This is a genomic window from Pectobacterium versatile, from assembly GCF_020166435.1.
Classification (GTDB): Bacteria; Pseudomonadota; Gammaproteobacteria; order Enterobacterales; family Enterobacteriaceae; genus Pectobacterium; species Pectobacterium versatile.
In genome coordinates this window covers 50,848-65,229 of sequence record NZ_JAINZP010000015.1, presented here as the reverse complement: position 1 = coordinate 65,229, position 14,382 = coordinate 50,848, and the positions used below count along the sequence as shown (strand labels likewise).

Below are 14,382 nucleotides of genomic sequence, written 5' to 3'. Positions count from 1 at the left end.
CGCGCTGCAAGTTGCAGATGGGGAGAATTATTAGTGGTCGACTGTTCCGGTCAGCTTCTCGTCATCCCAGCGTTGATTATCCCACTTTTTATTATCCCATAAGGTCAGACCGTTGCGGTCGACATGGGTTAACCGCTGGGCGAGTGTTTCGCCGTCGGGGAATGCCAGTTCAGGGGCGATTTCTGCGAGCGGGTAGAGCATGAATTCGCGATTCTTCATGTCGTAATGCGGCACGGTCAGACGTTCAGTCTGGATGACGACATCGCCGAACAGCAGAATGTCCAGATCCAACGTGCGTGGACCCCAGCGATGTTCCTTGCGTTCGCGACCTTGTTCCAGCTCGATAGCCTGTGTGTGATCGAGCAGCGATTCGGCCGCTAATGCCGTTTCCAGTTCAACGACGGCGTTGAGGTAGTCTGGCTGATCCTGCGGGCCAAGCGGGCGGCTACGATAAAACGAGGAGCAGCAAACGACGCGCGTATGTGGAATCGCATCTAGCGCAGACAATGCCGCGCGCACCTGTTGCAAAGGCTGGGCAAGATTGCTGCCCAGCGCCAGATACACGCACGTCATTAGGCTGGATCTCTACGTGCTGTTGTCGGTTTACGCGGTCGACGAGGGCGGGAACGACGATGTGGCGTCGGGCCGTCATCCAGCGATTTCAGCATGTTTTGCTGACGTGGCGGTGCGGCTACCTGGAATTCTCCCCACCATTGAGCCAGGCGCAGCAGCTCCTGATGGTTTTCGATTTCGGCACGCAGGCAAAGCAAGTCATACGCGGCGCGGAATTTAGGATGTTCCATCAGCTTATAAGCACGTTTACCCTGACGGCGAGATAGCCGTGTTTGCAACTGCCAGATATCACGAACTAAAGAGGTAATGCGTTTAGGGATCGCCAGAGAACGGCACTGTTCATCTAGTACATCGTTCATCGCCAGCGAGAAGGCATCGAAGTAAGCCAGCCCGCTTTCCTGAGCCAGCTTTTGTGCATGTTCAACCAGCGGATACCACAGCATGGCGGAAAACAAAAACGCCGGATTGACCCGCATGTCGTTTTGCAGACGTTGATCGGTATTTTTCAGTACCTGTGCAACCATGCGTTCCAGCGTGGAATCGCCGTTTGGTGTGAAGTAGCGACTCAGCAGCGGGAAAAGCGGCTGGAACAGCTGGTATTCACACAGCATTTTATAGGTTGGGTAGCCATAGCCTGACTGCAGCAGCTTCAGCGACTCTTCAAACATGCGTGCCGCAGGGATATCGTGCAGCAATGAGGCCAGACGAGGAATCGGCTCAGCGGTTTCCGGGCTGACCGTCATGTTCAGCTTAGCGGCGAAACGGACGGCGCGCAGCATACGCACCGGATCTTCACGGTAGCGCGTTTCGGGATCGCCAATCATACGGATGACGCCCTGACGCAGATCGTTCAGGCCATTGGTATAGTCACGTACGCTGAAATCAGAAATGCTGTAATAGAGGCTATTGATCGAGAAATCGCGGCGCTGGGCGTCTTCTTCAACGGAACCGAAAATATTGTCGCGTAACAGCATGCCGCTTTGGGCCTGCTGAGAGGAGTTTTTGACTTCTTGCTGTTCCTGATGCTGTTCGTGGTGACCACGGAATGTGGCAACTTCAATCACCTCTGGCCCGAACATGATATGGGCGAGACGGAAACGACGCCCGACCAAACGACAGTTGCGGAATAACTTGCGCACCTGATCGGGAGTGGCGTTAGTGGTGATATCAAAATCTTTCGGCTTTTTACCCAGCAGCAGGTCGCGTACGCCGCCGCCAACCAGATAAGCCTCGTAGCCCGCTTTGTTCAGGCGATAAAGTACTTTCAGCGCGTTATCGCTGATATCGCTGCGTGAAATAGTATGTTGGTCACGCGGAATCACCGTCATATGCTGGCGCGGTTCCTCTGATTCGACCATTTCGTTCTCACGATTCAGTACCTTACGACAAAAATTAGCAACTCGGGAAAAGATAATACACCTCGATAGTGATGGATAAATCAACGGCACAGCAAAAAATTTCTGGGAAACGTTTTTGACGTCGACCCAGCGACGGCCTGCAAGTGTGACGGCCAAAGAGAGTGCGTCACTAAAAATAGCGGCTAATCATAGCTCACCAATGCCCCTTTGAGAATGCCGATGTGATCGCGGACGGGTTTATTGCCGCCTGTAACGGGACAACATCAAGGGACCAGTGCGCGACAGACCAGGCCAGAAGAGCGGAAAGTGTCATTTCTTGCCCATTTTCCGGCAGCGGTTGATTCAAAAATTGCAGCGCGGCAAGCAGCACAGGACGCGGATCGCTGTCCTGCAGTGCAGGGGCGTGATTCTGTTTGGAAAGCTTGTTTCCCTCGGTATTCAGAACCAGCGGCAGATGAACATAGGTAGGGATCGCATAGCCCAACTGCTGATAGAGCGAAATTTGTCGAACTGTCGGTTCGATAAGGTCGGCGCCGCGTACGATCTCCGTAACACCCTGATCGTTATCGTCGATGACAACAGCCAGATTATAGGCAAACAGCCCGTCGCGACGGTGGATAATAAAATCTTCCTGAGCGAGAGCTCTATCGGCATACAGCTCGCCACGCAATTTATCGTGAAAGTGAAATACTGGCGTCGTCTGGCGCAGGCGTTGCGCGGCGTTATCGGCGTGCAGGTTGCGCGTCCGACAATAGCCGTCATAGTGCCCACCTAGCTGCTGAATACGGCTACGCGTACAGGTGCAGTAGTAGCTCATGCCCTGCTTTTGAAGCTGCTGAAGAATCTCGCGGTAACGCGCATGCCGCTGTGACTGGTAAATCACTTCACCGTCCCAGTGCAGGCCGTAATGGTCTAATTGTGCAAGGATACGGGAGGCGGCGCCGGGAATTTCCCGTGGCGGATCGATGTCTTCAATACGTACCAGCCAGAGCCCTTGTTGGGAACGAGCTTGCAGATAACTACCCAGTGCGGCGATCAGTGAGCCAAAATGCAGGTCACCAGAAGGAGAGGGAGCAAAACGCCCGACATAACGATGCGTTTCGGTGAAACCAGTTGTTCCAGACATAAGAAGTTGGTGCTATCTCGTCAGTGTTTTATCCAGACAGAAGATAGAGTGATGAATATCATTCATCAGCGGTAGAGTACCTAGAGTCGGCCCCTGCGATAGGCAGGAGCCGATTCTGGACAGGAAAATTAACCTGCCATTTGCTTTTCGCGTATCTCTGCCAACGTTTTGCAGTCGATACACAGATCGGCGGTCGGACGGGCTTCCAGACGGCGGATGCCAATCTCGACGCCACAGGATTCACAGAATCCGAAATCCTCATCTTCGATTTTCACCAAGGTTTTGGCGATTTTCTTGATCAGCTTGCGCTCACGGTCACGGTTACGCAGTTCGAGACTGAATTCTTCTTCCTGCGCAGCCCGATCCACGGGATCGGGAAAATTAGCGGCTTCATCGCGCATGTGCGAAACAGTACGGTCTACTTCATCCATGAGCTGGTTGCGCCATGCTTCAAGAATACGCTTGAAATGAGTCAACTGAGCGTCGTTCATGTACTCTTCGCCCGGCTTCTCTTGGTACGGCTCTACTCCGGCAATTGCGAGAATGCTCAGAGAAGATGTCTTACGATTTTGCCCTTCTTGCATGTTGCTTCTCCTACATAACACGACACGCATAATACCCTTTTATGCACTGAAATTGCGGTATGTTGACCAGAACTTCAGCTATCTGGGTATATCGGACCCCAAAGGGGGGGAAAAACAGGCCGCTATAAATAACAGATGGAGATTGGGTTGGCAATGCTTCCTGACATCGGCCTGATAAAGTGTCAGGAACAACCTGCTTACACAAGCATAAACATTAAATGCTAAACAGTGCCTTAATAACCCCAGAGGAATAAATTATTCCTTTCATCTTTGAGTTGGCATGTTATGAGACGCTTCTGCTTTATCCCTGCAACGGTAGCCTATGCGTCAATTTAATACCGTCAGGGCATAACGTGGAGCCGAAACATAAAATTTCAACCCCTGCCAGCTGTGCTTCGATAAATAATTCCGCATAGCGTGAATCAATATGCCGAGCGGGAGAAACCTGCTGGATTCCTGAATGGAGGACGGCGAAAAAGAGGACGGCGCGTTTTCCATTGGAAACCATCTGTTGCAGCTCACGCAGATGCTTTTGCCCTCTGAGCGTAACCGCATCGGGAAAGTAACCACATTCATGTTGCAACAATGTGATGGATTTCACTTCAATATAGCAGTCAATTTTGTCTGGCGCCTGTAAAAGCAGGTCGACTCGGCTGTTTTCCGTACCGTATTTTACTTCCGTTTTTACGTCTGAATAGCCTGCCAGCTCTTCTATGCGATTTTCCAATAAGGCTTCGTACAATAATGTGTTGGCACGCAGAGTATTGACACAAATCCAGTGATTCTGTTGCGTTTCAGTCAGTTCCCAGCTCTGCGGGTACTTCCGTTTGGAGTTATCGGACGTTGAGTACCAGACGGTATCGCCGGGCGTAGCACAGCCCGTCATCGCGCCGGTATTGGCACAATGCAGCGTGAGCGTCTCGCCTTCGGGCGTCACGACATCGGCCAAAAAGCGTTTGTAGCGCTTAATCAACTGGGCGGGTTGTAAACGTGGGGTATAGTCCATGCGTATCCTGTTTTTTGTTTATCCACTCGACTACTTATTTAATAAATGACCAGCTTTCCAGCTGTTGATAGCGAGTTTTGCCATTGTTGAAAAGTGACTGATAAAGAGAAAAGTGCGTCATGTCGGTCTGCCAGCTAAAGGTGGCGGGGGGAATCGCAACGGGGCGGGTCGCGCCACGTAATAGCGTAATGTGTGGGTGAAACGGCAAGGCCGTTTGATAGCAGCCGTTGCGCGCGGCCTGAGAACGCAGCAGTTCCGCCAACTGTAACAGCCCACGCGGTGCACGATGGCAGCCCAGCCAGACCACGCCGGGACGCGGCCAGTGTCCAGCGTCATTCAGCGTAAGGGAAAAGGCGGGCTGATGGATGCGGCCCGCCAATGTCTGCAAGACCTGCGCTTTTTGCTCGCTGACATCGCCCAAAAATGCCAGCGTTAGATGAAGATTCGCGGAGGCGACCGGACGACCCGCTTCCAGAGGGAAGTGTTCGGCACGCCAGCGGATAATCTCTTGCTGTGTGGCTTCTGGCAGTGATAAGGCAAAAAACAGGCGGCGGGTGGCTGACATGGCGATCTCTCTGTTCTGATTCCATCAGATGCTGCATTCATCCAGATGCTACAATGCTCGCCGCTGAAAGTTAACCTTATACGGAGATGTCTGTGATTTTACCGCCCGTCAGCGCCGTGCTGGATGATGTGATAACGGCGCTACATACCGCGCCCCAGGTGCTGCTTAATGCGCCAACGGGGGCAGGGAAATCGACCTGGCTTCCGTTGCAGTTGCTACAACAGGGCAATGTGAACGGGCGCATTATCATGCTGGAGCCACGCCGTCTGGCGGCAAAGAGCGTGGCTTGGAGGCTGGCGCAGCAGCTAGGTGAAGAACCGGGGAAAACCATAGGCTATCGCATGCGGTCGGAAAGCTGCGTGAGTGACGCAACGAGGCTGGAAGTCGTCACCGAAGGCATGCTGACTCGTTTGCTGCAACAGGATGCGGAACTGCAAGGCGTGGCGCTAATCATCCTTGATGAATTTCACGAGCGCAGCGTGCAGGCCGATTTAGCATTGGCGCTGTTGCTCGATGTGCAACAAGGGCTGCGTGAAGACTTAAAGCTGCTGATTATGTCCGCGACGCTCGACAATGCACGGCTGGCGGCGCTGTTGCCGGAAGCCGTCTGCGTGATTTCCGAAGGCCGCAGCTATCCGGTAGAGCGGTGTTATGCCCCGTTGAACAGTCAGGAGCGTTTGGAAGAAGGCGTTGCGCGACAGGTGCGGCGTTTGCTCAGTGAAGAAGCCGGTTCGCTGCTGCTGTTTTTGCCCGGCGTCGCGGAGATTCGCCGTGTGCAGGCACTGCTGGAAAATAGCGTGTCGAGCGAGACAGATCTTTGTCCTTTATATGGTGCATTGACGCTGGCGGAGCAGCAAAAGGCGATTCTGCCCACGGAACCGGGTCGTCGTAAGGTGGTGTTAGCCACCAATATTGCCGAAACCAGCCTGACGATTGAAGGCATCCGGCTGGTGATGGATAGCGGCCTTGAGCGTGTAGCCAGCTTTGATGTGAAAAGCGGTGTCACCCGACTGATGACGCAGCGAATCAGTCAGGCGTCGATGGTGCAACGCGCCGGACGTGCAGGACGTTTAAGTCCCGGTATATGCTGGCATTTATGCCCTCGCGAACAGGCAGAACGCGCGGCGGTGCAGAGTGAAGCCGAGATACTGAATAGCGATTTAAGCAGCATCTGGCTGGATTTATTACAGTGGGGCTGCACTGATGTGACGCAGTTAACCTGGCTGGATACCCCGCCAGCTCCTGCGCTTTATGCTGCACGTCAACTGCTGCGCCAGCTTGGTATTACCGATAAACAAGATCGGCTGACTGCCGAGGGTCGGAAAATAGCCGCGTTAGGCTGCGATGCCCGACTGGCGACGATGCTGTATGCCGCGTCACAGCAAGGTTCAGATGCATTAGCCACCGCTGGGTGTTTGGCGGCGATACTCGAAGAGCCGCCGCGTAGCGGGTCGATTAATCTGGCTGATTGGCTGCATCGCCCATTGCCACACTGGTTGCGGCGGGCAAAGCAGCTGACGCGTCGTTTATCGACGACCTCGGGACGCATTAACGGCGGCGAAGCCGACTGGCTGTTGGCACAGGCTTTCCCCGACCGCATCGCTCGGCGGCGTAGTCAGGATGGCCGCTACCAGCTTGCTAACGGCAGCGGCGCGATGATGTCGGCCGATGAAGCACTGTCAGGTACGGAGTGGCTGCTGACCCCGGCGTTGCTACAGAACGATCGATTAGTGCAAAACAAGCAAAGCGCAGAGGCACGGATCCTGCTGGCGTTGCCGCTGGATATTGAACGGCTGGAACGGCGGCTACCCGGATTAATAAATGAACGTAACGTGGTGCACTGGGACGAAGAAAAGGGTACTCTGCGCGCCAGCCAGCGCGACCAGATAGGTTGTCTGACTCTGCGAACGCGCCCGCTAAATAAGCCATCCGATGAGGCACTACAGCAGGCGATGTTATCCTGGATTCGGGAACAGGGGATTGATGTATTAAACTGGGATGCTGCGGCGTTGCAGCTACGCGCCCGGCTACAGTGCGCGCACCAGTGGTTGCCGGAAGTTGACTGGCCGCGAGTGGACGAGGAAACGCTGCTGGCAACGCTGGAAGTCTGGTTACTGCCGTCACTTGCTGGCGTGCGTGATTTACGTGCGCTGCACCAGATCCATTTGAGTGATGCGCTGTTGCGACTGTTGGACTGGTCGCTGCGACAGCGGCTAGATAGCGCATTGCCCACGCACTATACGGCCCCCGGCGGCAGTCGCTTGCCTATCGCCTATTATGATGATAAGCCACCGGTGCTGTCGGTGCGGATGCAAGAAATGTTCGGTGAGCAGCAGAGCCCGCTGCTGGCGGAAGGGCGTGTGGCGTTGGTATTGGAACTTTTGTCACCCGCACAGCGTCCACTACAGATTACGCGAGATTTAGCGGCATTCTGGCAAGGCACCTACCGTGACGTGCAAAAAGAGATGAAGGGACGTTACCCCAAGCATGTCTGGCCGGATGATCCGGCAAATACGGCTCCGACGAGACGTACCAAGAAATATCAGAATCACTAATTTCAGACGTTTCCGCTTTCCCAAAAAAGGGGCTGGAAACAGAGTAGGCGGCTTGAGCGCAGAGCAGATAGCCGTGAACAACCTGATGGAGAAGTTATTGTAATGTCTCGGGATGACCGCGAACCTATCGGGCGCAAAGGGAGAGCGCCAAAACGTAAGCCTGAACGCAAGCAGGCCATACGACGTCGCAGGGATGACGACTATGATGATGAAGACTATGACGATTATCAGGACGACTATGACGACGATGATGATTACGACGGCGATGACACCATGACGCGTAAATCGCAGAGAAGACGGCGCTGGCTGGGGCTGGCGATCAAGCTGTTCCTGATCTTTGCTGTGGCGATGGCGATCTATGGTGTGTACCTCGACAGCCAGATCCGTAGCCGTATTGAAGGTAAAGTCTGGCAGTTGCCGGCCGCCGTCTATGGCCGCATGGTTAACCTTGAGCCGGGCATGGCCTATAGCCAGAAAGAGATGATCAGTCTGCTGGAAGGCATGCAATACCGTCAGGTGAGCCGCATTACCCGTCCGGGTGAATTCAGCGTGCGTGGCAACAACATCGATATGCTGCGCCGTCCATTTGATTTCCCTGATGGAAAAGAAGGGCAGATTCAGGCGCGCCTGACGTTTGCCAACGATCGTCTGTCACAGATCCAGAATCTGGACAACCAGCGTAACTTCGGCTTTTTCCGTCTCGATCCGAAACTGATCACCATGATGCAGTCGCCGAATGGCGAACAGCGTTTGTTCGTGCCGCGTGCCGGTTTCCCCGATCTGCTGGTTGATACTCTGGTCGCGACCGAAGACCGCCATTTTTATGAACACGATGGTATCAGCCTGTACTCCATTGGCCGTGCGTTCTTAGCGAACATCACTGCGGGGCGCGCGGTACAGGGCGGCAGTACGCTGACGCAGCAGCTGGTTAAGAACTTGTTCCTGACCAACGAGCGTTCGCTGTGGCGTAAAGCTAACGAAGCCTATATGGCGCTGATCATGGATTATCGCTACAGCAAGGATCGTATCCTTGAACTGTATCTGAACGAAGTGTATCTCGGTCAGAGCGGTAACGATCAGATCCGCGGTTTCCCGCTCGCCAGCCTGTATTACTTTGGTCGTCCGGTGAATGAACTGAGCCTCGATCAGCAGGCGCTGCTGGTGGGCATGGTGAAAGGGGCGTCGCTGTATAACCCGTGGCGTAATCCGCAGATTACGTTAGAGCGACGTAATCTGGTGCTGCGTCTATTGCAAAATCAACAGGTTATTGATGCCGACCTGTACAATATGCTGAGTGCGCGTCCATTGGGCGTACAGCCGAAAGGCGGCGTAATCAGTCCTCAGCCCGCGTTTATGCAACTGGTTCGTCAGGAACTGCAACAGCGGCTTGGCGACAAGGTTAACGATCTCTCCGGCGTGAAGATCTTTACCACGCTCGATCCAGTTTCGCAGGATGCGGCGGAAAAAGCGGTGGAAGTCGGGGTTCCGGCACTGCGTGCTGGGCGTAACGTCAACGATCTGGAAGCGGCGATGGTGATTGTCGATCGCTTCAGCGGTGAAGTTCGCGCGATGGTTGGCGGTGCTCAAACGCAGTACGCCGGGTTTAACCGTGCGCTACAGGCGCGTCGTCCGATCGGGTCGTTGGCGAAGCCGTCAACCTACCTGACGGCGCTGAGCCAGCCGGATACTTATCGTCTAAATACTCTGTTGGCGGATGAGCCGCTGTCGATAAAACAGTCTAACGGGCAGGTGTGGCAGCCGAAGAACTACGATCGTGAATTCCGCGGCAGCGTTATGCTCGTCGATGCGCTGGCGAGCTCGCTGAACGTGCCGACCGTCAATCTGGGGATGGCCGTGGGGCTGGATCAGATCACGGCAACGTTGAAGCGTTTAGGGATCCCTGACAATGTGATTCAACCTGTACCAGCGATGCTACTGGGAGCGATCAGTCTGACGCCGATGGAAGTGGCGCAGGAGTATCAGACGATCGCCAGCGGCGGCAATCGCGCGCCGCTTTCCTCACTGCGTTCGGTGATTGCTGAGGATGGCACGGTGCTGTATCAGAGCTTCCCGCAGGCGGAACGCGCGGTTCCGGCGCAGGCTGCCTATCTGACGCTGTATGGCATGCAGCAGGTTGTTGAACGCGGTACGTCGCGTTCGCTGGCGGTGAAATTCCCGAATTATCATCTGGCAGCGAAAACCGGTACGACTAACGACCTGCGTGACAGCTGGTTTGCTGGAATCGACGGTAAAGAAGTGGCGATTAGCTGGGTAGGGCGAGATAACAACGGCCCGGCCAAGCTGACTGGGGCGAACGGTGCGCTGACGATTTATCGTCGCTACCTGGAGAACCAAACGCCGCTGCCGTTGATGCTGACGCCGCCGGAAGGCATTACGACCATGACGGTGGATGCCAGCGGTAACTTTATCTGCAACGGCAGCAGCGCCGGACGCGTATTGCCGGTCTGGACGGATAATCCGCAGGCGTTGTGTCAGGCTAGCCAGCCGCAGCCTTCAGCGCAGCAGGACCAGCAAAACGGAGAAGGCGTCGCTGACTGGATCAAAGAAATGTTTGGTCAATAAATTCCTCTCACTGCCCCCGGTTAATCCGGGGGTATTTTTTTGCTGCTGTCGTTTTTTCGAGAAAGGTCACGTCCTGCCTGATACCACTTTTCCTGCCGGAGCACTCTAACGCTGACAGGTAAAAGTCTTGCGATTGGCATTCCGTTGCGCCTATCATTCTGCCTTTATCGTAATCGTTATCGTTCTCTTTTAGATCGACGGTTACGGAAATAGTGAATTCTGCTCACCCCTTTCCTTCGGTGACATTAAAAAACCAAAAGCGCTATGCAAAATCAAACTGTACTGCCTGACACTACCTTCAGACTGGACGACGTCAGCTTTTCCGTCGCCGGACGCACGCTGCTACATCCGTTATCTATCACCTTTCCCGTGGGGAAAGTGTGTGGGCTGATCGGGCACAACGGCTCAGGCAAATCGACATTGCTGAAAATTCTGGGTCGCCATCAGTCCGCCAGCAGCGGAACCGCATTGCTGGGTGAACAGGCGACCGGAAGCTGGGACAGCAAATTGTTCGCCCGTCAGGTTGCCTATTTACCGCAGCAGCTTCCTGCTGCCGAAGGGATGACCGTGCGTGAGCTGGTTGCTGTGGGGCGCTACCCGTGGCACGGCGCATTAGGCCGTTTCGGCAGCGCCGATCGGGAAAAGGTCGAAGAAGCCATCACGCTGGTGGGATTAAAGCCGTTTGCTAACCGTCTGGTGGATAGCCTGTCTGGCGGTGAACGGCAGCGAGCCTGGCTGGCGATGACGGTGGCACAGGATAGCCGCTGCCTGCTGCTGGATGAACCGACCTCCGCACTGGATATTGCGCATCAGGTTGAGGTGCTGGCGCTGATTCAGCGCATGAGCCGCGAGCGCGGCATCACCGTCATTGCTGTGTTGCATGATATCAACATGGCTGCGCGCTACTGCGATCATCTGGTAGCGTTGCGCGGCGGCAAAATGATTGCGCAGGGTGAGCCTGTCGCGCTCATGCAAGGGGACGTGCTGGAAAATATCTACGGCATTCCCATGGGTATTTTGCCTCATCCGGCGGGTGGCGCGCCGGTCAGCTTCGTTTGTTAACTCGGTTTTCCTGCTCATGATGCCTGAACTTTTTTCTTCTCCATCCTCCCCCGATCCGCTACGCCGTCGTTTGCTGACGGCGCTGCTATTGTCCCCGCTGGTTTATTCAGCGGCGAGCAAGGGAGCCACTGCCACATTTCCCGATGTAAACCGCATTGTGGCGCTGGAGTGGTTGCCTGTTGAACTGCTTCTGGTGTTGGGCATCACGCCCTTCGCGATTGCCGATAAACATAACTATAACCTGTGGGTGAAAGAGCCAGCGCTGCCTGAATCGGTGATTGATGTGGGGCTGCGTACCGAGCCCAATCTGGAATTGCTCACGCAGATTCGCCCGTCCCTGATTCTTTACTCTGAAGGCTACGGCCCTTCGGTCGCGAAAATGTCCCGTATTTCTCCGCTGCTGGGCTTTGGCTTCAGCAACGAACAGGGAAAACCGCTGACGTCGGCACAGGCCTCGGTCATGAAACTGGCCGATGCGCTAAATATGAAAGCGGCCGGAGAACGGCACCTGACGGAGCTGGCGCAGTATCTCCAGCAGGAAAAAATCACACTCCAGCCTTACACCCAGCGGCCTCTGTTGCTCATCACGCTGGTCGACAGCCGCCATGTGTTGGTGATCGGCAAGAACAGCCTTTTTCAGGAAGTGATGGATCACATCGGAATAGAGAATGCCTGGCGTGGTGAAACCAGCTTCTGGGGCAGTACGATTGTCGGCATTGAGAGCCTGGCTGAGATCGGCGATGCCAACGTACTCTGTTTCGAACATGGTGATAGCGCCATCAGCGCTCAGCTTGATAATAATCCGCTCTGGCAGGCCATGCCGTTTGTGCGTAACCAGCGTTTGCAACGTGTGCCAGCCGTCTGGCTGTACGGCGGAACGCTCTCGGCGATGCGCTTCTGTCGCGTATTGAATCAGGCATTGGAGGCGAGAACACATGCCTAATTCTCTGTCTGCCGCGCACAAGCGTGCTGTGCACCCGCTGGTGCTGCCTGTTGTTTTAATCGGTTTTCTGCTGTTCGTGATTCTGGGAATGGGCAGCTACAACTTGCAGCAGCAATTGCCTGTATCGCAGTGGCTTCAGGGGCTGACACAGCCCGCCTTGAACAATATGCAGCAGCTTCTGTTTCACTACAGTTTGTTGCCGCGCATGGTACTGGCGCTGCTGATTGGTGCGGGGCTGGGATTGTGTGGCGTGCTGTTCCAACAGGTCTTGCGTAATCCGCTAGCTGAGCCATCAACGCTGGGGATTGCCACGGGCGCACAGCTCGGCATCACGGTGGTAACGCTATGGGCGCTGCCCGGTGGCGTATGGATCCAACAGGCTGCTGCGATGATCGGGGCGCTGGTGGTTGGCGCGCTGGTGTTTGGCGTCGCCTGGGGCAAGCGGTTATCGCCGGTGACGCTGATACTGGCGGGATTGGTGCTGAGTTTCTACTGTAGCGCGGTCAATCAGCTGCTGGTGCTTTTCCATCATGAGCAGCTTCAGGGCTTGTTCCTGTGGAGCAGCGGCGTGCTGAACCAACAGGACTGGAGCAATGTGCAGTTTGTTCTCCCGCGTCTTCTGGTGTGTTTCTGTCTGGCGCTATTGTTGATTCGCCCGCTAACCCTGCTGGGGCTGGATGACGGCGTTGCACGTAATCTGGGGCTTGGGCTGTCGCTGGCACGTCTGAGCGCGCTTGGGCTTGGGATTTTCCTGTGTGCCCAGTTGGTGAATGCGGCAGGCATTATCGGTTTTATCGGCCTGTTTGCGCCGCTGCTGGCGAAAATGCTGGGCGCACGGCGTTTACTTCACCGTCTTTTATTAGCACCGTTGCTCGGGGCGTTGCTGCTCGGCGTCGCCGATCAGGGCGTTATCTGGCTGAGCCGCGTGTGGCTTGACGTCCCAACGGGGGCCGCGACGGCGCTGATTGGTGCGCCGCTGCTACTGTGGCTGCTGCCGCGCCTGCGTAATAGTGGTCAGCCTGCTCTGGTCGACAGCAATAGCACGCCGACGGTTGAACGCCGCCTGTGGGGAACGTGGCTGGTACTCGGCATCACGCTGCTGGGAATGGTGGTGATCGCGGCGCTGATGTTGGGGAAAGATGCGGAAGGCTGGCAGTGGGGCGGTGGTGATGTGTTAGCGCAGTTGCTCTCATGGCGCTGGCCTCGGGTGCTGGCGGCGCTAACTGCCGGGGTGATGCTGGCGGTGGCGGGAACGCTAATACAAAAGCTGACGGGCAACCCGATGGGGAGCCCGGAAGTGCTGGGGATTAGCTCTGGTGCCTCGTTTGGCGTCATTGTTTTACTGTTCTTCGTTCCCGGCAATGCGTTGGTGTGGCTGCTTCCGGCCGGTAGCGCGGGCGCGGCGTTAACGCTGCTGGTCATGGTGATTATCGCCGGTCGTGGTGGGTTCTCCACGCAGCGTATGCTGTTGGCGGGGATTGCGCTCAGTATGGCGTTTTCCACCATCATAGCGCTGCTGTTAGCCAGTGGCGATCCGCGCATGGGAACGGTGCTGACCTGGCTGTCGGGCTCAACCTATGCGGTCGAACCGACTGACGCGATACGCACGGCGGTGATTGCGGTTCTGCTACTGTTGATCGTCCCACTCTGTCAGCGCTGGCTGCGTATTTTGCCACTGGGTACGACAACGGCCAGATCGCTTGGTGTAGCTGTCACACCGGTTCGTCTGCTGGTGTTGCTGCTGGCATCGGTACTGACCGCGATGGCAACCCTGATGGTTGGGCCGATGAGCTTTGTGGGCTTAATGGCACCACATATGGCGCGGATGCTGGGCTTTAGCCGCGTATTACCGCAAATCGCCAGCTCGGCATTGATTGGTGGGGCACTGATGGTGATTGCTGACTGGTTTGGCCGGATGATCCTCTTTCCGGCGCAGATCCCGGCAGGGCTGCTCGCGACGTTTATTGGCGCGCCTTACTTTGTTTATCTGCTACGCAAGCAGGTGAGATAACGCGAACTTCGGCGGG

Annotated in this window: 11 protein-coding genes; 5 read left to right on the top strand and 6 right to left on the bottom strand. The window is 55.6% G+C overall.

The features are described 5' to 3' along the window. Nucleotides 1-30: 30 nt before the first annotated feature. From folK to thpR, 6 genes are all read right to left on the bottom strand, one after another. The gene (gene folK, locus K7X24_RS15960; protein WP_224555770.1) at nucleotides 31-573 is read right to left on the bottom strand and encodes a 2-amino-4-hydroxy-6-hydroxymethyldihydropteridine diphosphokinase; all 543 of its coding nucleotides are present in this window, start codon (nucleotides 571-573) and stop codon (nucleotides 31-33) included. Beyond that, complete coding sequence (gene pcnB / locus K7X24_RS15955; RefSeq protein WP_224555794.1) at nucleotides 573-1,985, bottom strand: polynucleotide adenylyltransferase PcnB; 1,413 nt, start codon at nucleotides 1,983-1,985, stop codon at nucleotides 573-575. Before pcnB ends, folK begins: the two co-directional genes overlap by 1 nt. A gap of 139 nt (nucleotides 1,986-2,124) precedes the next feature. Continuing rightward, nucleotides 2,125-3,057, bottom strand: coding sequence for a tRNA glutamyl-Q(34) synthetase GluQRS (gene gluQRS / locus K7X24_RS15950; protein ID WP_224555768.1), 933 nt, complete (start codon nucleotides 3,055-3,057; stop codon nucleotides 2,125-2,127). Between the two features lie 128 nt (nucleotides 3,058-3,185). Beyond that, on the bottom strand, nucleotides 3,186-3,641 hold the full coding sequence (dksA, locus tag K7X24_RS15945) for an RNA polymerase-binding protein DksA (RefSeq protein WP_048261628.1): 456 nt from the start codon (nucleotides 3,639-3,641) through the stop codon (nucleotides 3,186-3,188). Nucleotides 3,642-3,942: 301 nt separating this feature from the next. Then, on the bottom strand, nucleotides 3,943-4,647 hold the full coding sequence (gene sfsA / locus K7X24_RS15940; RefSeq protein ID WP_224555764.1) for a DNA/RNA nuclease SfsA: 705 nt from the start codon (nucleotides 4,645-4,647) through the stop codon (nucleotides 3,943-3,945). A 34-nt stretch (nucleotides 4,648-4,681) separates the two neighbouring features. After that, on the bottom strand, nucleotides 4,682-5,212 hold the full coding sequence (gene thpR, locus K7X24_RS15935; RefSeq protein WP_224555762.1) for an RNA 2',3'-cyclic phosphodiesterase: 531 nt from the start codon (nucleotides 5,210-5,212) through the stop codon (nucleotides 4,682-4,684). A 92-nt stretch (nucleotides 5,213-5,304) separates the two neighbouring features. Between thpR and hrpB the strand changes: the two genes are divergently transcribed. The 5 genes from hrpB to fhuB all read left to right on the top strand — a co-directional run bounded on the left by hrpB (nucleotide 5,305) and on the right by fhuB (nucleotide 14,366). Continuing rightward, a complete protein-coding gene (gene hrpB / locus K7X24_RS15930) occupies nucleotides 5,305-7,767 on the top strand; it encodes an ATP-dependent helicase HrpB (protein ID WP_224555760.1) in 2,463 nt (820 codons plus the stop codon). A 102-nt stretch (nucleotides 7,768-7,869) separates the two neighbouring features. Beyond that, the gene (mrcB, locus tag K7X24_RS15925) at nucleotides 7,870-10,350 is read left to right on the top strand and encodes a bifunctional glycosyl transferase/transpeptidase (RefSeq protein ID WP_224555757.1); all 2,481 of its coding nucleotides are present in this window, start codon (nucleotides 7,870-7,872) and stop codon (nucleotides 10,348-10,350) included. Nucleotides 10,351-10,614: 264 nt separating this feature from the next. Next, nucleotides 10,615-11,412 carry a Fe3+-hydroxamate ABC transporter ATP-binding protein FhuC gene (gene fhuC, locus K7X24_RS15920; RefSeq protein ID WP_010299547.1) on the top strand — a complete coding sequence of 266 codons (798 nt, stop codon included), beginning with the start codon at nucleotides 10,615-10,617 and terminating at the stop codon, nucleotides 11,410-11,412. Between the two features lie 16 nt (nucleotides 11,413-11,428). Next, nucleotides 11,429-12,355 carry a Fe(3+)-hydroxamate ABC transporter substrate-binding protein FhuD gene (gene fhuD, locus K7X24_RS15915; protein ID WP_224555755.1) on the top strand — a complete coding sequence of 309 codons (927 nt, stop codon included), beginning with the start codon at nucleotides 11,429-11,431 and terminating at the stop codon, nucleotides 12,353-12,355. Continuing rightward, nucleotides 12,348-14,366: a Fe(3+)-hydroxamate ABC transporter permease FhuB gene (gene fhuB, locus K7X24_RS15910; RefSeq protein ID WP_224555753.1), complete on the top strand. Its 2,019-nt coding sequence runs from the start codon at nucleotides 12,348-12,350 to the stop codon at nucleotides 14,364-14,366. Before fhuD ends, fhuB begins: the two co-directional genes overlap by 8 nt. Nucleotides 14,367-14,382 lie beyond the last annotated feature (16 nt).